The sequence below is a fragment of the Brevibacillus sp. SAFN-007a genome (assembly GCF_051967035.1).
In the GTDB taxonomy this organism is placed as follows: domain Bacteria; phylum Bacillota; class Bacilli; order Brevibacillales; family Brevibacillaceae; genus Brevibacillus.
Genome location: NZ_JBQCKK010000017.1, coordinates 36330 through 59565, shown reverse-complemented (window position 1 = coordinate 59565; position 23236 = coordinate 36330). Strand labels below are relative to the sequence as shown.

The window sequence follows — 23236 nt, the reverse complement described above, 5'->3', positions numbered from 1 at the left end:
AACGATCCTCTCTACATCTTATCATACGATGAAACAGGAAAGCGGTTTCACACGATTATGTGACAAATTTATGCTACTCTTTCAAAAAAACGGATCGAAAGTCAATCCAGCCGTACGCATCCAGGCTCACCCCCGACAAGCGCGGATGCGCCATCACTTCGATCCGGTTCGCGTACAGCGGAACAAATACATGATGGGCCCTGAGGTTGGACGATGCACCGTTATTTGCGCAGCAAAGAAAAAGCCCTCCCGCTTGGGCAGGAAGGCTGATCTGAGCGTCACGTCAGCAGGAAGCGGTCTTCGCTGAAGCTCTCTCCGCCACGGGCTGCTTCAAACGCGCGAAGCAAATCCTGCGGCTTCATGGTCCGCTTCTTCTCATCCGGAATGTCGAGAATGATGCCGCCATCGTGCAGCATCAACAGGCGGTTCCCCATATTCAAGGCTTGCTCCATATTGTGTGTCACCATGATCGTCGTCAGCTTGTGGCGCGCGACAATCTTGTCGGTCAGCTCCACAATCAGCTGCGCCCGCTTTGGGTCCAACGCCGCCGTATGCTCGTCCAGCAGCAAAATTTTCGGCTCCGTAAAGGTAGCCATCAACAGACTGAGCGCCTGGCGCTGACCGCCGGAGAGAAATCCGACTTTGGTCTTCAAACGGTTCTCCAGGCCCTGGTCAAGCTGCTTAAGCTGCTCGCGGAACAGCTCCCGCTTGTCGTTGTTCACCCCAAAGCCCAGCGTGCGGCGGCGTCCCCGTCCGAGCGCAATCGCCAGGTTTTCTTCAATCGTCATGTTCGGCGCAGTACCCGCCATCGGGTCCTGGAACACCCGTCCGATCAGCTCGGCGCGCTGGTGCTCGGCGAGACGCGTCACGTCCTTGCCGTCAATCGTGATCGTTCCGCTATCCGGGAACAGCCCGCCGGAGATCATGTTCATCAACGTCGATTTTCCAGCGCCGTTGCTGCCGATCACGGTGATGAACTCTCCGCGCTTGACGTGCAGGTTGATGTTGCGCAGGGCGATTTTTTCATTGACCGTGCCTGCATTGAACACTTTGTTGACATTCGAAATGTTAAGCATGGCCGTTTCCTCCCTTTGCCGTGCGTACCGCTTGCTTTTTCCAGATGCCTTTGGCCACGGTGGGGACGGTCAGCGCTACAATCACGATCAAAGCGGTAATCAGCTTCATGTCCGACGGGTTCAGCCCCGCTTGCAGAGCCAGCGCGATCACCATGCGATACACAATCGAGCCGAGAATGACAGCGAGCGTGACTCTGAAAATGGAGGAGCTGCCAAACAGCACTTCCCCGACAATAACCGAAGCCAGGCCAATCACGATCATCCCGATCCCCATGCCGACGTCGGCAAAGCCCTGGTACTGGGCGACCCATGCGCCAGAGACTGCTACCAGCCCGTTGGACAGAGCCAGACCGATAATCGTCGTCGTATCCGTGTTGACACCGAAGCTGCGAATCATCTTCGGATTGTCGCCCGTCGCGCGCAAGTCGAGGCCCAGGTCGGTGTGCAGGAACCAGTCGATGACCAGCTTGAGCAGCAAAATCCCGATGAGGAACACGACAGACACGCCCGTCAGCAAGATGACTCCGCCTACCGTCAGATTCGGAATGCCCAGGTCTTTGACATAGGTGAACAACGTATCTTCACGAAGCAACGGCAGGTTCGCCTTCCCCATGATGCGCAGATTGATCGAATAGAGCGCGATCATCGTCAAAATCCCTGCAAGCAGGGCGTTGACCTTCCCTTTTGTATGCAGAACGCCGGTAAATGCCCCTGCCAGGCCACCGACGACGAACGCCAAAAGGGTAGCCAGGTACGGGTTGGTTCCATCGATGATAAACTTGGCTGCAATCGCCCCGCCCAGGGCAAAGCTGCCATCCACCGTCAAGTCAGGGACGTTCAGAACGCGAAACGTCAAATATACGCCCAGCGCTAAAATGCCAAACAGCAAGCCCTGCTCGATGGCTCCCATCATTGCCAAATTCATAGAAGAAATCCTCCTGTTGCTGCCATGATTACTCGATCACTTCGTCAGCGCGGTCGAGCATGGAGGACGGAATGGTCACTCCCATTTTCTCCGCTGCTTTTTTGTTCAAGACAAGCTTCATGTCTGCTTGCATTTCAACCGCCATATCAGACGGCTTCGCTTCGCCCTTCAAAATTTTCACAGCCATGTCTGCTGTCTGCTCGCCCAATTTGGTGTAGTCGATCCCATACGTAGCAATCGCCCCGCTCTTCACGGAGTTCTCTTCCGCTGCGATCACGGGAATTTTTTGCGCTTCCGCTACGCCCAGTACAGCCGCGATGGACGATACGACCATGTTGTCGGTCGGCACGTAGAACGCGTCGACTTTGCCTACCATCGACTCAGCTGCCTGCTTCACTTCCGTCGCGCTGGTGATCGCCGCTTCCTGGATGGTCAGCCCCAACTGGTTCGCGACGGCTTTGGCTTTGTCTACCTGTACTTTGGAGTTCACTTCGCCGGAGCTGTAAATGATGCCGACGGACTTCGCGTCTGCTTTCAGTTCCTTCACCAGCTTCAATTGCTCCTCCACCGGGTTCATGTCGGAAGTACCTGTCACGTTCGCGCCCGGCTGCTCCATGGATTGTACCAGACCAGCCTCTACCGGGTCTGTCACTGCCGTAAACAAAACCGGGATGTCTTTGCTCGTTTGGACGGCGGCTTGCGCGGTAGGAGTCGCGATCGCCAATACGAGGTCCACCTTGTCCGCCTCGAATTTTTGCGCAATGGAAATCGCTGTGTCCATGCTCGCTTGCGCCGATTTCACGTCAATTTTCACTTGCTTGCCATCTTCGTAGCCGTTTTTCGCCAGCTGCGCCACAAATCCTTCACGCGCTGCATCCAGGGCAGGATGCTCGACGAATTGGGAAATACCGATCGTAATCTGCTTGCCCGCAGCTGGCGGCGCCTGGGTTGCGGACTGCTCGCCGTTTGCCGGAGCAACGCTTTGCTGTCCACATGCGGTAACAGACAAAAGCAGCAAAGGAAATAAAAAACTCTGAATTTTTCTGATCGTCTTTTTGTTTGTAGACATGCGAAAAAATCCCCCCTTGAAAATTTCTACTCATTTTAACACGGATAAAACCGTTTTAAAAGAACAAAAAGAGAGCGCGGCGCTCTCCTTTTATTTGATGATTTCTTTCGCCTGTTGTTTGAGTGCCTCCGAAATCGTGAGACCAAACTTCCCGGCAGCCGTTTCATTGATGTACAGGTCGGCCTGTTTGGAAATTTCGACTGGCGTGTCCGCAACCGCTTGCCCGTTCAGGATGCGGGCAGCCATCTCGCCCGTTTGTTTGCCAATCTGATAGTAGTCGATCCCGTACGTGGCGACTGCGCCGCGCTTTACGGTATCGGTGTCCGAAGCAAAGACCGGGATCTTGTTCGCTTCCGCTGCTCCCAGCACCGCTTCAAAGGAAGACACGACCGTGTTGTCGATCGGAATGAACATGGCGTCCGCTTTTCCCGCCAGTCCCTGAGCGGCCAGTTGCACCTCGGACAGCTGGGAAATACCCGCCTTGATGATTTCTACGCCTTCTTTGCTCGCTGCTTCTTCCAGTTCTTTTACCTGTACCTCGGAATTCACTTCAGAGGTGGTATAGATCACGCCCAGCTTTTTCAGCTGTGGCAAGAAGGTTTTGACCAGCTTCAATTGCTGTTCCATGGATACTTTGTCGCTCGTTCCGGTCACGTTTTTGTCCGGCTTCTCCAGACTGCTGACCAGTTGAGCCGAGATCGGGTCTGTTACGGAACTGAACAAAACAGGTTTATCGGTAATCGCCTTGGCTGCAGCCTGAGCGGACGGAGTCGCAATCGCTACGACCAAATCCTTCTTGTCTCCGGCGTACTTTTGCGCAATCGAGATCGTGTTGTTCATATCGCCATGGGCGTTCTGGTAGTCAACCTCCAGATTTTTGCCCTCTTCATAGCCGGATTCTTTCAAGCCATCCAAGATGCCTTGATGAATCGCATCCAGTGCCGGATGCTCCACGAATTGCGTCAAGCCCAGCTTCACGGTTTGCCCCTGGGCGGAACCGGCCGACGTTGCTTCGCTCTGTTCCCCTGTTTGATTTCCACATGCTGCCAAAGAAAACGCCAGCAATGTGGTCAGTACCATACTGACTGCTCGTCTCATCTGTACTTCCTCCTCTAAGCTCTTCTCTCTTGGCCGCTGGTCACCCTCCGGCAACCCGGCCTTGTTGCCTACGCGCAACTTCTGTCCCATTATAGCATATTATTTTGTTCTGAAAAGCTATTTTTTCCTTCCTCTTTCGCACCGCTTTCTTCCTCGGCGTTCGTCCGTTTTTTGACAAGAACCCTGGTAATCCGGTAATGATCGACTTCCCCGACCACGAATTCGTACGGGCCCTCGCGCACCCGATCGCCCACGCGCGGCGGGTGGTCAATCTGCATGTAAATCCAGCCGGCAAGCGTATCGACCTCGCTCGATTCCAGATCCATGTCCAGGTAGTCGCCCACTTCCTCCAGAAGCATCCGACCGTCGAGCGACAACACCCCGTCGTTCTTCTCGACCAGCGGACGTTCATCGTCAAATTCGTCCTGGATGTCTCCGACGATTTCTTCCATAATATCTTCAAGCGTGACCAGCCCCGCTGTTCCGCCGTATTCGTCAATGATGATCGCAAGCTGTCCCCGCTGTTTTTGCAGCATCGTCAGAAGGCGACTGATCGAGATGGTCTCGGGCACAGTCAGGATCGGCCGCATGAGCGACTGCAAATCATGAGGTTCGCCCTGCAAAAGCCCCGTCAGCATATCCTTGATGTGCAAGCTGCCCACGACATGATCCTTGTCGCCATCCACGACGGGATAACGGGTAAACCGGCCATTTTGCACCAGCCGGACGTTTTCTTCAAACGGATCGCGCAGGTTCAGCACCACCATGTCCGTACGCGGCACCATGATTTCCCGGGCCATGGTCTCGGAAAAGTCAAAAATGTTGTCAACGAGCATCAGCTCGGTTTGGTCAATCAGCCCGCTTTTGTGGCTTTCGTTGACGAGAATGCGGATTTCCTCTTCGGTATGCGCCTCCTGGTGCGGTTCCATCGAAATGTGAAACAGGGCGAGAAAACGGCTCGCCGACCAGTTCAAGAGCGCAATGAACGGATACATGATTTTGTAAAACAGTTGAATCGGCCGGGAAACGGCCAGCGCGACCATCTCCGTGCGCTGGATCGCCAACGTTTTCGGCGCCAACTCCCCCAGCACAATATGCAGAAACGTAATGACCGAAAAGGCGATAATAAAGGAAATACTGCTCACGAGCGTTTCATTGAGCTGAAAATAGCGAAAGACGGGATGCAAGAGATGAGCCACGGCAGGCTCACCCAGCCAGCCCAGTCCCAGCGACGCCAGCGTGATGCCCAGTTGGCACGCTGACAAATACGCGTCCAAATTGCGAATGACCTGCGACACGTTTGCAGCGCGCTTGTTCCCTTCCGCCACCAGCTGGGCGATCCTGGATTCCCGCACTTTTACCACGGCAAATTCGGTTGCGACAAAGAACCCGTTGAGGAAAACGAGGATCAAGACCAAACCCAAGTTGAACAAGCTTCCCCACGCTTCCATGCTCCTCGCCTCCCTTCTTCGACCATGCTTTGGGATATTGTGTCCCATCCGCCCGTAAATGTTACCTGTTCGTTTTTCTTTCTTTTCCCGATTGTGATACCATAGTGCTGATTCCTATGCCGTTGTCACGAGGTGAAGCTCTTGTCTTATCGTCCAGACTTGCCGATGATTGTGCAAAGCGATCGCACGATTTTATTGGAAACGCAGCATCCTTTGTTTGCCGAAGCCAGACAGGCCATCAGCGGATTTTGCGAATTGCTGAAAAGCCCGGAGTACATCCATACGTACCGGATGACGCCACTGTCGCTCTGGAATGCGGCCGCCAGCGGAATCAAGCCGCATGAGGTGACGGGCATCCTCGGCACTTACAGCAAGTACGGCGTGCCTCCAACCATCGTCAAGGAAATCGAAGAAACGATGCGCAAATACGGTCTGATCCGGCTCGAACGCCATGGAGATGATCTTGTTTTACATAGCGACGATCCGCTTGTTCTCCGAGAGCTTGCCGGCTACAAATCGATCGCGGCCCTGCTCGAAGACGGCTATGTGCTGAAAAGCTACGCGCGCGGCCTGATCAAGCAGGAGCTGATTCGTTTGGGGCTGCCTGTCCAGGATTTGGCGGGCTATTCGCAGGGCGAGCCGTGCCCGGTCCGTTTGCGCGCGAAAAGCGCAGCGGGAAAGCTGTTTTCGTTACGTCCCTATCAACAGGAAGCGATCGACGCCTTTTACCGCGGCGGCTCCGCTCTAGGCGGCAGCGGCGTGCTTGTCCTGCCCTGTGGCGCCGGGAAGACGGTGATCGGCATTGGCGCGATTTCCCACTTGCAGACGGCTACGCTTATTCTGACGACGAATACGACCTCCGTGCGGCAATGGATCGCCGAGCTTTTGGACAAGACCGATCTCGATCCCGCACTGGTCGGTGAATACACCGGCGATCACAAGGAAGTCAAGCCGATCACGGTGGCAACGTATCAAATTCTCACATACCGCCCCGCTTCGCTCGATGAATTTCCTCATATGAAACTCTTTTCAGAGCGTGACTGGGGGCTTATTATTTACGATGAGGTGCATTTATTGCCCGCCCCTGTTTTTCGCGTCACCTCCGGGATTCAGGCGACACGCCGCCTGGGCTTGACGGCTACGCTCGTCAGGGAGGACGGCCGGGAAGAGGACGTCTTTACGTTGATCGGGCCGAAAAAGTACGAGGTTCCGTGGAAAGCCATGGAGGATGCGGGCTGGATTGCAGAAGCGCGCTGCCGGGAAATCCGGCTGCCTTTTGAGCCGAAATGGCGAGAAGCGTATGCGCAGGCGACGGCCCGCCAAAAGTTCCGGATCGCTGCCGAAAATCCGAAAAAGCTGGAGGCTGTCAAGAAGCTGCTGGAGCGCCACGAAGGCGACCGGGTATTGATTATCGGTCAGTACGTCGATCAGCTGGAGCAGATGGCGAATGCGCTGCAATTGCCGCTGATTACAGGCAAAGTTCCGGAAAAAGAGCGCGAGACGCTGTATCAGCAATTTAAAAACGGGGACATCACGCGCCTGATCGTGTCCAAGGTGGCCAATTTCGCTGTCGATTTGCCGGACGCCAATGTCGCCATTCAAATTTCGGGCACATTCGGCTCCCGTCAGGAAGAAGCACAGCGACTGGGACGCATCTTGCGGCCCAAAGCGGACAATAACACCGCTCACTTCTATACGCTTGTGACACGGGATACGCGAGAGCAAGAGTTTTCGCTGCACCGTCAACTTTTTCTCGTCGAGCAAGGCTATCCATACGAAATTATAGAAAACGAGACGCTGGGTTGAAACGTTTGGAAAGCAGCCAGCGTCTCAAAGAGGGAAGGGAGGCCGGAGATTCCATGCAATCCGACGCCGAAATCATTCAGCGGATTCTTCAGGGCGACATCGAAGGGTATCGCGACCTCATCCAGCGGTATCAGCATATGATCTACGTCTTCATCTACAAAATGGTGAACAATCGCGCGGATGCGGAGGATCTGACCCAGGAAGTATTCGTCAAGGCGTACGAGAAGCTGTCCACGTTCCGAGGCGATGCTCAGTTTTCATCCTGGTTACATACGCTTGCTCGCAACAAGTGTATTGATTTTCTGCGCAGGCGGAAGTATCACGACTCCGACGAGCAGCTGGCGTATGTGCCGTCCAATACGCGGGACGAGTCTCCGCAAGAATCGCTTATGAACAAGGAGCAGCGCAGGGAAATCCAGGAGGCTTTTGCCTTGTTGTCGGATTCTTACCGGGAAGTGATCGTCCTTCGCTGCACGCATGAATATCCGTTCGAAAAAATTGCAGCTCTTCTCGGCATCGCCGAGTCTACAGCACGCGTCCGTTACTTGCGCGCTCGCCAAGAACTCGCAAAATTGTTATCCCGCAAGGAAGGGGGGCTCGTACATGAACTGCCAGGCATTTAGAGACGCATGGCCAGATGACACGGATAGCGATCTGCTTTCCCATATAGAGACCTGTGACGATTGCATCGCATGGGTGGAAACGCAAATGACTACCGAAGAGGAGGTGCAGTTCTTGAAGGACGTTCCACTGCCTCAAGCGAACCTGGAAGAGAGGATCATGCAGGCCATCTACCAGAACGCCGGACAAGGTGTGCCCCCTCACGCTGCAGCCGTAGCTGTGCTTCCCCAGCAAGCGGCAACACCTATGCCCGACAAGCGTCGGACGAAAGGCTTCCCTTCATTCGCCTGGGTCAGCGCAGCAGCAGTCCTTTTGGCAGTGGGCTTCATCAGCTACCAGCAGCTCCAAGACAGTCAGACAGCGTTACAGGTAGAATCCAGCCAGACAGGCGACCCAATCGTGGCGTATAGCAGCGAAGCAGGGCAAACGCCTGGTGCTGCTTCGTCCTCTCCCGCTTCTGCCCGATCGGCAGCAGATGCCGCTGGCAGCGAGCAGCCGCTGTCAAGGGCAAGCGAAGCGACCACAGAGACTGCACCTGCTTCCCCGGCTACGCCCCCTGTTGCTCCTTCATTGGCCAGCCAGGAAATCGCCCTAGATGCGCCGCAGGCCAAAACAGCGGCGCCCCAAGCAGAGGAGCAGGCGTCCGCGGCTTCCCGAAGCGTGACGGCCGGTTCAGAGGGGCAGGGAGCGAACGCCAAGGCAGCCCCGGAAAAAGAGGCAAAAGCTCCGGAGAACACCCTGGCCGCTGCGAAAAAGGTCGGATCGCCCGCAGCGGACCAGCAAGCTTTTGGGACGGCTACCATGAGCGAAACAGAAACCAGACAGAAGGAAAGCAGCGACAGCGTCGTTGTAGGACCAACGCTTGCCATGGCAGCCAAACAGCCGATCACGCTGTCGACTTTTTCGGACACGGACACAGCCGTACAAGCTTCTGACATGCCGGTTCCCGTGCTGGCGCAGAACGCGAACAGCTTTTCCTTGCGTACAATCTCTGTCCAGTACGAATCGGAGACGAGCCAAAAGGTCACGCGGCTCTCGGCGGAGTACAAGCGCAACGACGACTGGATTCGCATCGAGGTGGTTCGCAATACGAAAGGCAAGCGAAGTCTCTCGATCCCGGGCACGTTCTCCGCTACGCAGTTGTTCGCGGTGAACGGCGAGCAAGCCATCGCCGTTTCGTTTGACAATCCGGACCAGAATAGCTCCGTTGCCGAGCACGCCGTTCACTTCAATGCCCAGTCCAACAACCAGTCCCTTTACGTCATCGTAACGGCCCATGGCATTTCCCTGGACGAATTGATCGAGACTTCCAAACAGATGAGCTGGAAACCGTAGCAAGCACGAAAAGCCGCATTTCCCGGAGACACGACCTGTTGCACCAGGAGCGTGTCTTTTTTGTCGCCGCTCGTCGGCCGCAGAAAACCGGGCGGCGCGAAGCCATTTGGCACCGGCTTATCTGCGCAAAAAAACGCCGTCTTTTGCCTTTTCTCGCAAACAGACGGCGTTTTCTCATGATCGCGTTACCGGCCCTGATTTTTCGCCTGGTTCCACTGCTTGATTTGTTCGATGATTTCCCGAATGCGGTTGCGCGCATCCTGATGCTCCGGCTCGCTGGCCCAATGCTGGACGAGGGGCGGCATCGCTTTTGCCATCGTGGTGTAGAGGCACCATACCTTCACCATCTCGACACGCTCCGGCGTCGCTTCCCCCGTCAAAAGCTCGGTAAACTTGTGCAGCAGCTCCTCCAGTTCAGGCACCAGCGCTTCTTTTTTCTCATCCATGGATCATCCCCCGCTTTCCTCACTCACTTACTCATGGACACATTGTATGCAAAATGTCCGCTCGGCAAAAGCAGATTTTTCAGCGCAGCGCTTTTGGATTTTGCGGCAAGGAACGTAGCGTTTTCCCCGATCAGGAAGTGACGTCTCTGCGGGTAAAGACCGCGTAAGCCACCAGCAGCGCCGCTGCCGCCCATACCGTCAACACGGTCAGCGAGAACGGCAGTGTCATTCCCTTGATGGGGGGCAGCGTTCCGTTGAGGTAATCGGTAAGCTGCAGATTGACGACAAACAAATATTTGGCGGACTCCCATGACGAAGCCATCTGCGTCAGAATCGTTCCGCTGATGAGCGCCGCCATCATGATGCCCATGCCTGCTGCGGCGCTGCGAATCAGGACGGAGACCATGAACGTAACGGTTCCGACGACGAGGCAAACATACCAGCCAAGCCCATACTGCATGAGCAAAAATTGCCACTGCGGCAGCATGAAAGCACCCGTTGTATCCAGCTCCCCGTCTGTCACCGCGAAGCCGGTAAGAACAGGCAAGTCCCACCCGGAGTAGCCAAACACGACGCCCGAGAGCAAGTAAGCCAGAAGGAGCGTCGCAAGCACCGTAAGCGAGGTGAACAGCAAGAGCGTGATGTACTTGCTCGTCAGCACCTTCCAGCGCCGGACGGGTCTGGTCAAAAGCAGCTTGATCGTCCCTTCGCTAAACTCCGCCGACACGATATCGACGGCCAGCACGACGATAATCATCGGCAAAAACATGGAAATCGCCTGATCCATAAAACCGCGGGCAAACGTCGGTCCGCCGGGCGCCATCGGGTTGATATTGTGATCGAGGTAATACTGCTGCTGTTGAATCCGGATTTTGATAAACTCGCGCCATTCATCCGGGAGGCGGCTGGATGCGAGCCTGTTTTGCATGTCGACGATCTGCTGGGTCAACAGCGGCCGCCAATCGGTCGTACCCATCCGTTCCTGGGCCGTCACGACCGAGCGGTATTGGGCGTATGTAAAAATCGGGATCAGAATGGCCAGAATGAGCACGACCACGAGAAAGCGGCGGCGGCGCAGCAATTTGACGGTTTCATTTTGGACGAGGCCCAGCATGCTTGGATTCATGTTTCTCCTCCCCCCCTGTCAGCGTCAGGAACAAGTCTTCCAGCGTCACGGTTTTCGTGGCAATCCCGACCACCGGAACTCCCGCCTGCACCAGCTTCTGGTTGACTTCGCCTACCCGCGACATATCCATCCGCGTCTTCACGCTTTCCTCCCCGACCGTCAAAATATCCGTCACGGCGTTGTGCCCGCGCAGCACATCCAGCGCTTTTGGCAGACGGGTGTGCGGGATCGTCCACTCCACCTGGTCGGCAAACTGCGCCATCAACTCCTGCACCAGCCCGACCGAGATGACTTTTCCCTGGTTGATAATCGCCACCCGGTCGCACATCATTTCGATCTCGCTGAGCAGATGACTGGAAATGAAGACAGCAAGCCCCTCCTCCTCGGCCAAACGGCGAATAAACTGGCGCAGTTCGCGAATCCCTGCCGGGTCAAGCCCGTTTGTCGGTTCATCGAGAATCAAGATTTTCGGCCGATGCAGCAGCGCTTGCGCAATCCCCAGCCGTTGCCGCATTCCGAGCGAATACGTTTTGACCTTCTCGTCGATCGCCCGCTCCAGATCGACAAAACGGACGATTTCTTCGATCCGCTCCTGCGTAATTCCTCCGCTCATGCGGGCAAATTGCTCCAGGTTTTCCCGGCCTGTCAAAAATTTGTACAGCTCGGGATTTTCCACAATGCAGCCGACCTGCGCGATGGCCTCCGGGAAGTTCTCCCGCAGTGAAATGCCTCCGATGCGAATGTCTCCCCCATCTGCTTTTGCCAGGCCGACCAGCATGCGAATGGTCGTCGTCTTGCCCGCGCCGTTTGGCCCTAAAAAGCCAAACACCTCACCGGCGCGCACGTCGAATGTGATATCGTGAATGATCTGCTTGTTGCCGATCGACTTTTGCAATCGTGAAACGGCGAGGACTGTGTCGCCCAAGGTGCGCCCTCCTCTCTTTGTTTCGCTTCCCCCAACTGACGGCAGCGTTTCGTTTATGGTACACTGGCAGAAGATGTCCCATCCCATTATACCATGGCTACATACTACCCAACGAACAGGAGGATAGCCGATGCGCACATCCGGCAAACTTCTCTGGCGCAGCGCAGGGTTGTTGTCGTTTCTGTCCTTTTTCTTGTTTGCCACGGGCTTTGTCCTGGCGATGAATCCGCAGCAATTGGCCCCCTCCACAGGAACGCCGCCTGCCGAAGCCGCGAAACCGCCTGCCGCTTTGCCAAAAGAAGGCGTCCACAAGGTCGTCGCGCTCGGAGACTCGCTCACACGCGGCGCTGGCGATGCGAACGGTCAAGGCTATGTCGGCCTCGTCCGGCAAGCGTTGGAAAAAAAGACGGGCCGTCCGATCACGTTTACCAATCTCGCCATTAACGGGCAAGAGTCGTCCGACCTGCTCAAGCAAATGTCCGAAGCACAGGTCAAAACGCTGATTGCCGAGGCCGACCTGATTCTGTTCACCATCGGCGGCAATGACTTGTTCAGGCAGACGGGCGGTCTCTACACGATCGACAAAGAAAAAGTGGCCGCAGCCACGAACAGGCTTGCGACCAACTACGAAGAAATCATCCGGCAAATTCGCGGGTTGAACGCCAAGGCGACAATCGTCTACGCCTCCTTGTACAACCCGTTTGGCAATACGGAAGCGGCAGCGGATACCGTGCAGCCGGTTCTCGACTGGAACAGCACTGCCGCCCGGATTGCCGCCCGTTATCCGCAGGTGTTCGTGGTGCCGACCTACGACCTGTTTTTGCGCAAGGAGCAGGCGTACCTGTACACCGATCATTTCCACCCGAATGCAGAGGGCTATGCCCGCATCGCAGAACGCATCCTGCAGGCGCTAGAGTGATTCTGCCCTGGCCTGATTCAGCGATTGGCCACGGGTGGCGAAGTAAGCCCGCTGGCCTGCCCACTGGAATGCGCTGCTCAGCAGGGAAAAAGCCGCGACGGTCAAAAACAGGGTCGTACCGCTGTAAAGCCCGAGGAGCATGCCGCCCATCCACGGGCCGATGAACTGTCCGAGGTTGCTGAAGCTTTTGGCCCCGTAGTAGCTGCCGCGCATTCCTTCCGGTGCCATGCGGTCAATCAGGACGTCACCCGCAGTAAAGGTCAGGATTTCTCCGAATGTAAACAGCACCATGCCGATGATAAAAGCGATCCAGGAGTGGGCGAAGGCGAAGCCGACGTCACCCAGTGCATACAAGACGTTTCCCACCACAATAGCGGTGAGAGGCGTCTTTTTTTCGGCCCATCGGGTCAGCGGCATCTGCATCAGCACGACCACGAGCGCGTTGACGCTCATCAGGATGGCAAACAATTCTGCACCGGACACGACAGTCATCTCCGTGAACTTGGCGAGGGTGGAGGACATCTGCGAATAGCCGATCGCGCCCAGCACGCCTGCGATCATGTAGTAGCGGAACGCCTTGTCGTGCACGACCACGCTGAAAGCCCGGCCAAAAGTGATCGTCTCTTTCTTTTGTCCCTCGATTTGCTTGATCCCGAACTTGTTCAACAGCCCTTGCAAGCTGATGACGTACACGAGGTAAATGAGCGCGGTCACGAGAAAAGGCAGCGCGACGGACGTTTTCGCCAGCACGGCGCCTGCGATCGGGCCTACCGCGACGCCGACGTTGATCGCTGTATAGCGGAGGCCGAATACCCGGAAGCGTTTCTCCGGAGGCGTCACGTCTGCCATCAGCGCCTGCGAAACCGGCTCGTAAAACGAACGACAGAGGCCGCCTGCCATGTTGAGCAACAGCAAAATCATCGGATTTTTGCTGAGCGCAAATCCGACGAACACCAGCGTCCAGACGTACAGCGCTCCCAGCATGACCCGTCTGCGCCCGATCCGGTCTGACAGCGTTCCGGCGATGAATCCGCCAATTGTCCCGGCCAGCGGCCCCGCCCCGATGGTCAGGCCGATCGTGGCCAGGTCCATATCGGTTTGGTTGGACAAGTACAAAAACAAAAACGGCATGCTCATCGAACTCGCCGCCCTGACGAACACGGTCCCGACGACCAGCGACCAGACGATCGGGTGATACTCCTGCATGCGTGATTGAATCCAGCTCATAGGTCTCTCTCCCCGCAACGGTTCTGCTCCGTCCTGCCTACCAGAACAGATGCTCTGTGATGTTCCTATTGTAGTGAGCCGTCTATCGTTCGTCAATAATCATTCGAATTTTTTTGATTATGAAAAATTTCTATGAGGCTTATTGAAAATTCGATAGCGTGAAAACTTTTTCTGTTGATCCGGACCTGTCCCCGCTCGGAGCTTTCCCTGCCGAAAACAAAAAAACCGGGACGCTCCCGGTTTTTACTCTACAATCTTGATCTGGTCAACCAGCTCTCCCTGGTCGTTCCACTTCACCGCGCGATAGACGGTATCGTGGTAAAACGTGAACCATGCGTCTTGGCGGATGCCGCCGAGAATCCATTCTTCCTTGGCGAAGATGGACGTCATCGGATAGTCGTCGTAGGCCATGACCCACAGCGGGTTTTGGTGGGCGTGCGTCGGCAGGATGTCCGCGAGGTGCAAGAGCAGCTGGCCCTGGCTTTCCATGCGGACGATGGCGTGTCCCTGGCTGTGGCCGCCCGTATGATGCAAGGTGATGCCGGGAACGACCTCGTGAGTGGCGCCGTACGTCTGCACCTGCGCTTCGATCGGGCGCCAGTTGTCTTCCCAGTACGTATGGCGCGAACGGATGTTAGGCTCTCGCATCTCGGCCCACTCCTGCTCCTGCACGTAGATCACTGCGTTCGGAAACGTGGAAAAAAGCTGGCCGTCCCGCACCGAGACGAGGCCATTCGCGTGATCGTAGTGCATGTGCGTCATGATGACGATGTCGATGTCCGCAGGCGTCAAGCCGTTTGCCGCCAGCCCTTCCTTGACCTGCGATTCTTCCACCAGTCCATAGTTGCGCTTCTGTTTCTCTGTCAACCGACCGTTTCCGATTCCGGACTCGATCAGGATGCGTTTTCCGTGAGCTTGTACCAAAATCGGGTCTGCTCTAAGCGGGATCTGGTTCAACTCGTTCGGAGGGTAGCGCTTGCTCCAGAGCGGCTTGGGAACCACCCCGAACATCGCGCCTCCATCAAGCTGCGTCAAACCGCCTTTGAGCCATGTCAATCGCAGCTCGCCTACTTGCCATGCGTTTTTTGTCATCTCATCCAGCCTCCTCGCCTGCATGCTTTGCTCGAAAAAAACGAAAAGCACCCCGTCAAGGGTGCCTTACTGCTTCTCAGCCACACTCACGGTTCTGGTCGCAGGAGCGATTTCCAGCAGGAGTTCGCTGGATACGGCCTGCACGGTGACATCTGAGTCCGAACGTTTATGATGAAGCACGAGTTGAGCAACCTTTTCATTTTCACGATACACGCTGATTAATGTCTGAAGCGGGTTGGCACTGCCACCTGCAATCATCTTAAACCCCGGGGCAATCGTAAACGTCCATCCCTCCACCGCTACCACCTGCGCAGTGGAGTACAGGAAATAACGCTTTCCTAACAGAATGCCATTGTGGTTCATCAAGGCGAAAGCCCCCAATCAAATGAATTTTAACAGTATGCCTTCATTGTGCAAGAATTTATAGGGGTTGAAAAGTGATTCGACAAAAGTTCCGATAAGACGACATCCTTTTTCTAGCATACACGATTCTAGCTATTTTCGGAATAGAAAAACTTTTGCGAGTATCAAATCGCTCTGCCTACCCGCGCCCCTTCCAGGATGGCCCGCTTGGCATCCAGCTCCCCGGCCTCTTTGGCCCCGCCGATCAAATGAACAGGGAGACGGTTGGTCAACTCGTGATAAAGTGATTGGTTAGACGTAGCGCCAGCCGCAATAATCACCGTATCCGCAGGCACGAGCTGCTCCTCGTCGTTGACGATGATGTACACCCCTTCCGGAGCGATTCGCTTGTATTCAACCTGGGTCAGCATCTCCACTCCCCGTTGTTTTAAGTAAGCCAGTGTCGCCCAGCGAGTCGTCTTGCCCAATCCGCTTCCGACGTGCTTGCCTCTGCGCAGCATGAACACCTTTCGCTTGCTCGCTTGCAACCTGTGAATCGTCCGTTCATCCACGATCCGGTAGGTTAGTAAATACTCAGCCGTCTGCGATGAGATGACTTCATTGTGGATGAGCAGATGGGACAGATCACAAGCAATTCCGCCCGCCCCCACAATCGCTACCTTGTTTCCGATCTTCGCCTTGTGATCGAACACTTCGTTGTACATGACGACATGGCCAAGCTCCCTGCCGGGGATTTCCGGCACGCGCGGGACGACTCCCGTAGCGATGACGACTTCTACAAAGCCTTCCGCCTCCAGCGCATCGGCTTTTGCTTCCGTACCCAGTCTGAGTTCTACGCCCAGTCTCGCAAGCTGCGTGCGGTAGTAGCGAAGCGTCTCGTTGAACTCTGCTTTGCCCGGCACCTGGCGCGCGTAGTTGAGCTGCCCGCCAATCCGCTCCTGTTTTTCGAAAAGGACGACCTGGTGGCCGCGTTCTGCCAGCACACGTGCCGCCTCCAGTCCGGCCGGTCCCGCTCCCACAACCGCTACCTTTTTCCTGACTACCGCCGGAACCAGCGCCCACTCCACCTCTCTACCGACCTGGGGATTGACCAGACAGGACGCCACCTTGCCGTCAAAAATATGGTCGAGACAAGCCTGGTTGCAGGCGATACACGTGTTGACTTCATCAAAGCGTCCTTGCAAGCTTTTGGCCACGATTTGCGGATCTGCCAAAAAAGGCCGGGCCATGGACACTAGATCGCAGTGCCCGGCGCGCAAAATTTCGTCCGCATAGCGCACATCGTTGATCCGGTTGCTGGCGATCACCGGAATGCTGACAGCCTGCTTGACCTGCCGGGCCACCCACACATACGCTCCACGCGGAACCATCATCGAAATCGTCGGAACCTTCGACTCGTGCCAGCCAATCCCGATATTGAGCGCATCGACGCCCGCTTCCTCCAGCATGCGGGCAAATTGCAGCGTCTCCTCCATGCTCGTGCTGTCCGGAATCAGATCGAGCCCGGACATCCGAAACACGACAGGAAAATCGGGCCCTACCGCCGCGCGTACCCGCTTCGCCACTTCGACGCCGAACCGCGCCCGCCGCAGAAAGTCTCCCCCCCAGTCGTCCTGGCGATGATTGGTGACAGGAGAGAGAAACTGATTGATGAGATAGCCTTCCGAGCCCATAATTTCGACCGCGTCAAAGCCGGCTTTTTGCGCGCGAACCGCTCCGGCGGCAAAGGCCGCAATCGTCCGTTCAATCTCGGACGCATCCAGCTCCCGCGGCTTCCAACGGTTGATCGGGGCCTGCAAGGGCGACGGCGCTACCGGATCAAGCCCTGTCGCCTCCTTGTACGCATAGCGACCCGCGTGAAAAAGCTGGAGCGCAATTTTGCCGTCAGCCTGATGAACTTTTTCCGTAATCACCTTCAACTGTTCGATATGCTCATCCAGGTACACGTTGCAGTATACTTCGCCCATGCCGCCCTCGGGCAGCACCGCAGCGCCTCCCGTCACGATCAATCCGGCTCCCCCTCTGGCACGTTCCGCGTAAAAATCGGCAAGCCGGGCCACTCCGTCCGGCAGTCGCTCAAATCCGACGTGCATAGACCCCATGACGATCCGGTTCGACAGTGTCATGGCCCCAATCTGAATCGGTTCCTGTACGTTTGCAAGCTTCAAGACAAGCCCCTCCCTCTATGCGAATGAATACTCATTCACCTCTTGTTGTATTCGATTCTGCACGCCGGCTCTCAAATCCTGCCGATCTGCTGACAAAACAAACAAAACAATCCGCTTGCGAACATGTACGCCGCTGTGAGCAGTTCCCCCTGCCCAGGCGGCCTAAAAAGGCCCAGGAGCCATTCTCCTGAGCCGATGCCTTACGTTTGCTTATCCCAGCTTGACCAACTCTGCCAAGTCTAGGGCGAACCTTTCCAGCGTCTCGGTCAATTCCGCTTCTTCCGCTGCGCTCTGCGGTGCCTGGAGGACAAAGTGATAGTCCACCTGCACCCTCGTCTCAACCAGCTTGCCCGGTTCTACGTAGCGGCGTTTTTCAGACAGCGAGCATTCCGCTACCCGGCTTCTCGCCTGCTCCCAGAGAGCCTGAATCTGTGCGGCTTCCAAAGCGTTCGGATAGGCGATCTCGACCTCGACCTCGCAGCTCTGTTCGTCCCCCAGCTCAAACAGATGAACGGTCGCCACAGGCTGTTCTTCTTCATCGGAGCCTGCGAACGTCATCATCACTTCGCGCATTTCTTCGTCTTCCAGCAAAGAGCGGTCCGAGCGCAAAACGATATCCGTAATCATTCCTCGCGCAGACAGCAGTTGATTTAGTTTTTCGATCAATAATGGCAGCACGTACATGGTCCTCCTGTTGCTCGCATGATTCCATCCAGCTAGAAGTATAGCACGAGGAACCCAGGCAGGAAAAACCCCTTCGCTCAGGAAGGGGTTGGGGTATTGTTCATATTTTTTTGATTCATGAATTCGGAGAGCCACGCGCGTCTTACTTCCTTGTTCGGGCAGTAGCCTAAAATATAGCTTTCCCCCCGCATATATTTTTCCTTAATCCACTCTTTGTGCTTGCGGAAAAAGGCTTGTTGAAAATCAATCGGCATTTGCTGATATTCTTCCAGCGCTGAGGGGTTCTGGAGGAAAAAATCTTCGTCGTACACAAACTCTTCATTTTGTTGGCGGCTGATCAGGTACACAAAGGCAATCACCAGAAACAGGTTCACCAAGAAAATCGTCATCCAAATCCCTCCAGTCAGGTTTTTAATTATCTGATTAATCTGTCTTATCAGCATATTATTATTGTACCACGAAATTGGTGTTTTCTAAACCTTTCGTTTCATTTTTCTTAAAAAAGTTCTATTGAAAATAGAAAAGCTTGGCTTGGAAAAAGAAGAAAGCACCCGCTTTTTGAAAAAAGCGAGTGCCTGCCTGGCGTCTTATGATTGGGTTGTCGGGCTACCCGGCGTCGAGCCGTTATCCTGCCCGGCAACAGGCGGAGCCACAATGTCGGGAGGCGGTGCCGTTGTTCCCGTATGGATACTGCCTCCCGGCGCGGAAGGCGGCTGAGTCCCATTCGGAGCTGGCGCTTGCGTGCCTGGCGAAGTGGTCTGGCCTTGCTGCCCAGGACTCGCGACATCCGGCGGTGGAGCGGCTCCTTCTTCCGCCAACTCCTGTCCTTCCGCCACTTCGATCGGCTCCGTCGGCTTTTTCTGTACCTTCGTTGCTTTCGGCTTGCTTGTTACCGAGGCGGCGGATTCCGTCGTTCTCTTTTTGACCGCCTTGCTGCTGGCGGCAACAGCTGGCTCGCCCGCTCCCTGAATCGGCGAGTCGTTCAGCTGCGCGACCACTTTGCCGGACAGTCCCATCTCCGCTTGCAAGGAGCTGCGGATCAACTCCAGTTTTTCTTTTTCCAGGAACGTATATCCACCCTCCCAGTATGCTCCGTTTTCGAGCGTGGTCAGGTCAGAGGCGTTGAAGCCTTTGAAGTCATAGACCAAACCTTTGATCTGCTCTTTGGACAGGTCTGTATGGATATGCTTCGCGCCTACATCCATGATGTTGAAAATTTTGGTAAATCCGTCCAAGGAAGCCACTTTTTCCACGACGGCGCGGATCACTTCCTGCTGGCGGCGGTTGCGATCGAAGTCGCTGGAGTAGTATTTCGTTCCGCGATTGTCGTGACGGTGACGCACGTAGCCAAGTGCCTGCTCGCCATTCAGGGTCTGGAGTCCCGGATTCAGATTGATGTGCGTATCATCGGTCGGATCGTCGTAGACGAGCTTGCGGTCGACGTTGACCTCCACTCCCCCCAGCTCGTCAATCACGGCCTTGAATCCGTCAAAGTCGACAGCTACGAAATGTTCAATCGGAATCCCCAAAATGTCGCTCAACGTTTTCTTCGTCAAGGAAATGCCGTCTTCCGTTGGCGTCTGGTTGTTGCGTTCCGCCTGTCTCCGTTCCGCCTCGCCATTGGCGTACACGGAGTTGATCTTGTGGTAATCGCGATATCCCGGGATTTTCACCCGCGTATCGCGCGGGATGGACACCATCGTGACTTTTTTGGTCTGCGGATTGGCTACCGCCACGATCATGACGTCCGTATTCATCGATCCGGTCTCGGGACGCGAATCAGAGCCGAGCAGGACGAAGGACATCGGCTTGTCGGCGTGATAGACCGGGTCCGCATTTTTCGAGGCATCCGAGATAAAGCCAGTCTCTCCCGGGCTTGTGATGACATTCAGAGCGTCTTCCATTTTCCAATAAATCGCTCCTGCGACTCCGCCGACCATCAACAGTACGGTCAGCGTAAAAATCGCCAGGAACCTTCGCAGCTTGCGGTTACGGGCCGGCTGTTTCTTCTTGCGTGTAGCAGAAACGCGTGTTTTGACAACAGTGTCTGGCATATGTATCAATCTCCTTGTTCGCGCACGCTTTTTGACAAAAGAAAAGGGAGGCACGATTGTGAACAGTGCCACTTAACCAGATGCACTAATATTTTCTTCTGTTGGCAATCATCTGATTCAGATATTGTACCATAGGATTGTCTGCATTTGTAGAAAAATGTTCCTTTCACGAGAAACTCCCCCACCGTTTTTGTCGATGGGGGAGCCTTCTGATTCGTTATGGCAAGGCGAGTGGCGACGGTCTGGCGACAGTCTACAGCCTTGGTCGCTGCGGCTGCGCTTGCCCGGAGCGATGAGAATCGCCTCCTTGACGCACGAGCCGTTCCTGATGGTCGTTTCCGTGACGGGATGGTTATCCCTTATTTACTGCTGCTACAAAAAACTCTTTTCGCTCTGCAAGCGCGTGCAGATCATAACGGCCAGTCTGGTGCTGGCTCAATTCGGCCAATGCCAGTCCGTAGGCCGCCTGCTCTTGCAGCAGCGGCGTTAGGCGCTGCGCGTAAATAATCCCCGCGGCAAAAGCATCGCATGCGGCTTCACGAATGGGCACAGGCGGAGCGGCTACCCAGATAGACTCCTTCTGCCGGCACAGGTACAGACCCGCCTCGCCGCAGTTCACCACAAGCTGATGAAGCCCCTGCTCAAGCAGTCGGTTTGCGCACGCTTCCACATCGCGAATGGAGGAAAGCGATTGGCCGGCCAGCGCCTCTACCTCGTCCATGCTCGCGATCAGCACGTGGACACCTTGCAAAAACGGCCGCCATTTCTCCGCCTTTTTGACAGAGACAGGGTCTACCATCACCATTTTTCCCCGTTTGTTCGCCTCTTCGACAAAAGCACCGATGGCCGTTTCCGGCAGATTCGCATCCAAAAACAGCCCCGCTGCCTGTGGAAGACGCTCCAGGGCATGCTGAACCAGTTCGTCGGTCCAGGCTTCGTTTACTTCCATATCTGCCACCGCTGTGTACAGCCCGCCATCGAGGTCGCGAATCGCCACATACTTTCCTGTCGACTGGCCTGCGATGCGGACCATCCCATGGGTCGCTACCCCGCTTTTGGCTGTTACTTGTCTCAACCATTCTCCGTCGGCGTCTTCTCCCACGAGAGCGAAAAGCTGCACTTCTTCCCCCAGCCATCCCAGATTTTCCGCCACATTTCGAGCTACTCCGCCTGCCGCTTGCTGAACATGGCCTGGATTGCTCGTTCCGGACAGCAATCTGGCAGAAGTGACTCCTTGCACGTCCACATTGGCTCCACCCACGCATAGCCAGTATTCGGTGATCCTTTTCAGCACTTTGGCACTCCTCCCAGCCTTTTGCTCATGGTCTAGTCAAGTCCGTTTTTTTCCTCCTTCTCTTTTTCGACAACACGCTTGCCTTTCCCTACCCATTCGAAAACTTCCTCCTTCGAACCAACGTTCCCCAGCGTTATGTCGTGCCGCCATATTCCGTTCAGACAGTAATGACGCCTCGATCGGTTCCGTGCTACAGTGAGAAAAAGTGCGTGGGCGATCCACAGGCACGATAGGCATTTCGCTGTTTTATAGACTTCGACTAGGAGATGAATGAGATGAGTGCCACATCTACGACGCTTCCGGCCTCCGGGGGAGGACAGGCGGCACCTACCGTCTACCGCATGCTGTTTGCCATCAGCCTCGTTCATTTGCTGAATGACAGCCTGCAAGCGGTCATTCCCGCCTTGCTTCCCATCGTGGAAAAAAATCTTGCTTTGACCTTCACACAGGTAGGAATCATCCTTCTGGTCATGAACCTGACATCCTCCGTCCTGCAGCCAGTAGTCGGCTTTTTTTCCGATCGCAAATCGCAGCCGTTTCTGCCCCCGCTCGCCTTGCTTGTCTCGGGGCTGGGGATGCTCGCGCTCGCCTTTGCGGGCAACTACGCCCTCGTCCTCGTTGCCGTTGCCTGCGTGGGGATCGGCTCCGCTGTCTTCCATCCGGAGGCCTCCCGCTTCGCCCACCAGGCATCCGGTCCCCGGCGCGGCTTGGGGCAGTCGATTTTCCAGGTAGGGGGAAACGCCGGGCAAGCGCTGGCGCCGCTGATGACCATTCTCGTGTTCGCCAATCTCGGCCAGCCCGGCGCCGCCTGGTTTTTGCTGCCCGCCGTATTGGCCAGCTGCGTCTTGCTCTACGTAGCGCTCTGGTATCGCGGCCAGCAACGACTGAAGAAGACGATTGCCGCAAGCGTCGCGTACACGAATCGCAGACAGCGGCTGATCGCCCTGTGGCTATTGATTTTGATCGTGAGCGTCCGCTCCTGGATGAACGCAGGCTATCAAAGCTTTTACCAGTTTTACTTGATGTACGTCAAGCACATGAACTACTCCAGCGCCCAGCTCGTCATTTTCGGCTTCCTGTTCGCCGGAGCCGTCGGAACCTTCTTCGGCGGTCCTCTCTCGGATCGGTTCGGAAAACGCAATCTGCTGATTCTCTCGACGCTCGGATCGCTGCCTTTTACCCTGTTGACGCCTTACGTCTCCGGGTTCTGGGCCTTCCCGCTCCTGGTCGTAAGCGGCTTCATCATGCTTTCCAGCTTTTCGGTCACCGTTGTCTACGCCCAGGAGCTTCTGCCGGGAAAAATCGGGACCGTGTCCGGCCTGATTATCGGTCTGGCATTCGGGATGGGGGGCATGGGAGCGCTTGCGTTCGGCTATTTGGCCGACATGTTCAGCCTTGGCTTCGTCATCGCGCTCTGCTCTGCGCTGCCGTTGATCGGCTTGGTCGGACTTTTGTTGCCTACAGACAAGACCTTGCAGGAATGGGCACGCTAAAGCTCCCCTGACAACAAATCGAAAAACCCGAGGAGCCTATTCCTCGGGTTTTTCATGTGTACCG

21 protein-coding genes are annotated in these 23236 nt (G+C 55.7%); 5 read left to right on the top strand and 16 right to left on the bottom strand.

Annotation, left to right across the window (positions count from 1 at the left end; translation table 11 throughout):
* Positions 1 to 278: 278 nt before the first annotated feature.
* The 5 genes from ACTHO6_RS16700 to ACTHO6_RS16680 form a co-directional block, all read right to left on the bottom strand.
* Positions 279 to 1076, bottom strand: a complete 798-nt coding sequence (locus ACTHO6_RS16700; protein ID WP_440242891.1) for an ABC transporter ATP-binding protein — start codon at positions 1074 to 1076, stop codon at positions 279 to 281.
* Positions 1069 to 2001 carry an ABC transporter permease gene (locus ACTHO6_RS16695; RefSeq protein WP_440242890.1) on the bottom strand — a complete coding sequence of 311 codons (933 nt, stop codon included), beginning with the start codon at positions 1999 to 2001 and terminating at the stop codon, positions 1069 to 1071. Before ACTHO6_RS16695 ends, ACTHO6_RS16700 begins: the two co-directional genes overlap by 8 nt.
* A gap of 28 nt (positions 2002 to 2029) precedes the next feature.
* Positions 2030 to 3070 (bottom strand): ABC transporter substrate-binding protein, encoded by a 1041-nt coding sequence (locus ACTHO6_RS16690; protein WP_440242889.1) that lies wholly within the window; start codon positions 3068 to 3070, stop codon positions 2030 to 2032.
* A 90-nt stretch (positions 3071 to 3160) separates the two neighbouring features.
* Positions 3161 to 4168, bottom strand: a complete 1008-nt coding sequence (locus ACTHO6_RS16685) for an ABC transporter substrate binding protein (RefSeq protein ID WP_440242888.1) — start codon at positions 4166 to 4168, stop codon at positions 3161 to 3163.
* An 89-nt stretch (positions 4169 to 4257) separates the two neighbouring features.
* Positions 4258 to 5619: a hemolysin family protein gene (locus ACTHO6_RS16680; protein WP_440242887.1), complete on the bottom strand. Its 1362-nt coding sequence runs from the start codon at positions 5617 to 5619 to the stop codon at positions 4258 to 4260.
* A 141-nt stretch (positions 5620 to 5760) separates the two neighbouring features.
* Here ACTHO6_RS16680 and ACTHO6_RS16675 point away from each other — a divergent pair, with 141 nt between their 5' ends.
* The 3 genes from ACTHO6_RS16675 to ACTHO6_RS16665 all read left to right on the top strand — a co-directional run bounded on the left by ACTHO6_RS16675 (position 5761) and on the right by ACTHO6_RS16665 (position 9381).
* Complete coding sequence (locus ACTHO6_RS16675; RefSeq protein ID WP_440242886.1) at positions 5761 to 7425, top strand: DNA repair helicase XPB; 1665 nt, start codon at positions 5761 to 5763, stop codon at positions 7423 to 7425.
* 53 nt (positions 7426 to 7478) lie between these two features.
* Positions 7479 to 8048 (top strand): RNA polymerase sigma factor, encoded by a 570-nt coding sequence (locus ACTHO6_RS16670; RefSeq protein WP_440242885.1) that lies wholly within the window; start codon positions 7479 to 7481, stop codon positions 8046 to 8048.
* Positions 8049 to 8151: 103 nt separating this feature from the next.
* A complete protein-coding gene (locus ACTHO6_RS16665; RefSeq protein ID WP_440242918.1) occupies positions 8152 to 9381 on the top strand; it encodes a hypothetical protein in 1230 nt (409 codons plus the stop codon).
* Positions 9382 to 9566: 185 nt separating this feature from the next.
* Here the strand turns inward: ACTHO6_RS16665 and ACTHO6_RS16660 are convergent, their stop codons facing one another.
* From ACTHO6_RS16660 to ACTHO6_RS16650, 3 genes are all read right to left on the bottom strand, one after another.
* Positions 9567 to 9827 carry a DUF2573 family protein gene (locus tag ACTHO6_RS16660; RefSeq protein WP_440242884.1) on the bottom strand — a complete coding sequence of 87 codons (261 nt, stop codon included), beginning with the start codon at positions 9825 to 9827 and terminating at the stop codon, positions 9567 to 9569.
* Between the two features lie 130 nt (positions 9828 to 9957).
* Positions 9958 to 10953, bottom strand: a complete 996-nt coding sequence (locus ACTHO6_RS16655; protein ID WP_440242883.1) for an ABC transporter permease subunit — start codon at positions 10951 to 10953, stop codon at positions 9958 to 9960.
* Positions 10919 to 11878 (bottom strand): ABC transporter ATP-binding protein, encoded by a 960-nt coding sequence (locus ACTHO6_RS16650; protein WP_440242882.1) that lies wholly within the window; start codon positions 11876 to 11878, stop codon positions 10919 to 10921. The genes ACTHO6_RS16655 and ACTHO6_RS16650 overlap by 35 nt, the downstream gene beginning before the upstream one ends.
* Before the next feature lie 130 nt (positions 11879 to 12008).
* On the opposite strand from ACTHO6_RS16650, the gene ACTHO6_RS16645 reads away from it, so the two are divergent.
* Entirely contained in the window at positions 12009 to 12797 is a 789-nt protein-coding gene (locus ACTHO6_RS16645) for a GDSL-type esterase/lipase family protein (RefSeq protein WP_440242881.1), read from the top strand.
* On the opposite strand, the gene ACTHO6_RS16640 is transcribed toward ACTHO6_RS16645, so the two are convergent.
* The 8 genes from ACTHO6_RS16640 to ACTHO6_RS16605 form a co-directional block, all read right to left on the bottom strand.
* On the bottom strand, positions 12789 to 14024 hold the full coding sequence (locus tag ACTHO6_RS16640) for an MDR family MFS transporter (protein WP_440242880.1): 1236 nt from the start codon (positions 14022 to 14024) through the stop codon (positions 12789 to 12791). The two genes, ACTHO6_RS16645 and ACTHO6_RS16640, sit on opposite strands and share 9 nt — an antisense overlap.
* Before the next feature lie 243 nt (positions 14025 to 14267).
* Positions 14268 to 15116 carry a YtnP family quorum-quenching lactonase gene (locus tag ACTHO6_RS16635; RefSeq protein WP_440242879.1) on the bottom strand — a complete coding sequence of 283 codons (849 nt, stop codon included), beginning with the start codon at positions 15114 to 15116 and terminating at the stop codon, positions 14268 to 14270.
* 66 nt (positions 15117 to 15182) lie between these two features.
* The gene (locus ACTHO6_RS16630) at positions 15183 to 15479 is read right to left on the bottom strand and encodes a hypothetical protein (RefSeq protein WP_440242917.1); all 297 of its coding nucleotides are present in this window, start codon (positions 15477 to 15479) and stop codon (positions 15183 to 15185) included.
* Positions 15480 to 15643: 164 nt separating this feature from the next.
* Entirely contained in the window at positions 15644 to 17647 is a 2004-nt protein-coding gene (locus tag ACTHO6_RS16625) for an FAD-dependent oxidoreductase (protein WP_440242878.1), read from the bottom strand.
* A 210-nt stretch (positions 17648 to 17857) separates the two neighbouring features.
* A complete protein-coding gene (locus tag ACTHO6_RS16620; RefSeq protein ID WP_440242877.1) occupies positions 17858 to 18331 on the bottom strand; it encodes a hypothetical protein in 474 nt (157 codons plus the stop codon).
* Between the two features lie 77 nt (positions 18332 to 18408).
* On the bottom strand, positions 18409 to 18720 hold the full coding sequence (locus tag ACTHO6_RS16615) for a hypothetical protein (protein WP_440242876.1): 312 nt from the start codon (positions 18718 to 18720) through the stop codon (positions 18409 to 18411).
* Positions 18721 to 18918: 198 nt separating this feature from the next.
* Entirely contained in the window at positions 18919 to 20385 is a 1467-nt protein-coding gene (locus tag ACTHO6_RS16610; RefSeq protein ID WP_440242875.1) for an LCP family glycopolymer transferase, read from the bottom strand.
* Positions 20386 to 20737: 352 nt separating this feature from the next.
* On the bottom strand, positions 20738 to 21679 hold the full coding sequence (locus ACTHO6_RS16605; protein ID WP_440242874.1) for a carbohydrate kinase family protein: 942 nt from the start codon (positions 21677 to 21679) through the stop codon (positions 20738 to 20740).
* 275 nt (positions 21680 to 21954) lie between these two features.
* Here ACTHO6_RS16605 and ACTHO6_RS16600 point away from each other — a divergent pair, with 275 nt between their 5' ends.
* The gene (locus tag ACTHO6_RS16600) at positions 21955 to 23172 is read left to right on the top strand and encodes an MFS transporter (RefSeq protein ID WP_440242873.1); all 1218 of its coding nucleotides are present in this window, start codon (positions 21955 to 21957) and stop codon (positions 23170 to 23172) included.
* Positions 23173 to 23236 lie beyond the last annotated feature (64 nt).

Coding starts and splice junctions, on each gene's coding strand:
- ACTHO6_RS16700 (WP_440242891.1), bottom strand. CDS start 1,076: ATGCTTAACATTTCGAATGTCAACAAAGTGTTCAATGCAGGCACGGTC.
- ACTHO6_RS16695 (WP_440242890.1), bottom strand. CDS start 2,001: ATGAATTTGGCAATGATGGGAGCCATCGAGCAGGGCTTGCTGTTTGGC.
- ACTHO6_RS16690 (WP_440242889.1), bottom strand. CDS start 3,070: ATGTCTACAAACAAAAAGACGATCAGAAAAATTCAGAGTTTTTTATTT.
- ACTHO6_RS16685 (WP_440242888.1), bottom strand. CDS start 4,168: ATGAGACGAGCAGTCAGTATGGTACTGACCACATTGCTGGCGTTTTCT.
- ACTHO6_RS16680 (WP_440242887.1), bottom strand. CDS start 5,619: ATGGAAGCGTGGGGAAGCTTGTTCAACTTGGGTTTGGTCTTGATCCTC.
- ACTHO6_RS16670 (WP_440242885.1), top strand. CDS start 7,479: ATGCAATCCGACGCCGAAATCATTCAGCGGATTCTTCAGGGCGACATC.
- ACTHO6_RS16660 (WP_440242884.1), bottom strand. CDS start 9,827: ATGGATGAGAAAAAAGAAGCGCTGGTGCCTGAACTGGAGGAGCTGCTG.
- ACTHO6_RS16655 (WP_440242883.1), bottom strand. CDS start 10,953: ATGAATCCAAGCATGCTGGGCCTCGTCCAAAATGAAACCGTCAAATTG.
- ACTHO6_RS16645 (WP_440242881.1), top strand. CDS start 12,009: ATGCGCACATCCGGCAAACTTCTCTGGCGCAGCGCAGGGTTGTTGTCG.
- ACTHO6_RS16640 (WP_440242880.1), bottom strand. CDS start 14,024: ATGAGCTGGATTCAATCACGCATGCAGGAGTATCACCCGATCGTCTGG.
- ACTHO6_RS16635 (WP_440242879.1), bottom strand. CDS start 15,116: ATGACAAAAAACGCATGGCAAGTAGGCGAGCTGCGATTGACATGGCTC.
- ACTHO6_RS16630 (WP_440242917.1), bottom strand. CDS start 15,479: ATGAACCACAATGGCATTCTGTTAGGAAAGCGTTATTTCCTGTACTCC.
- ACTHO6_RS16620 (WP_440242877.1), bottom strand. CDS start 18,331: ATGTACGTGCTGCCATTATTGATCGAAAAACTAAATCAACTGCTGTCT.
- ACTHO6_RS16615 (WP_440242876.1), bottom strand. CDS start 18,720: ATGACGATTTTCTTGGTGAACCTGTTTCTGGTGATTGCCTTTGTGTAC.
- ACTHO6_RS16610 (WP_440242875.1), bottom strand. CDS start 20,385: ATGCCAGACACTGTTGTCAAAACACGCGTTTCTGCTACACGCAAGAAG.
- ACTHO6_RS16600 (WP_440242873.1), top strand. CDS start 21,955: ATGAGTGCCACATCTACGACGCTTCCGGCCTCCGGGGGAGGACAGGCG.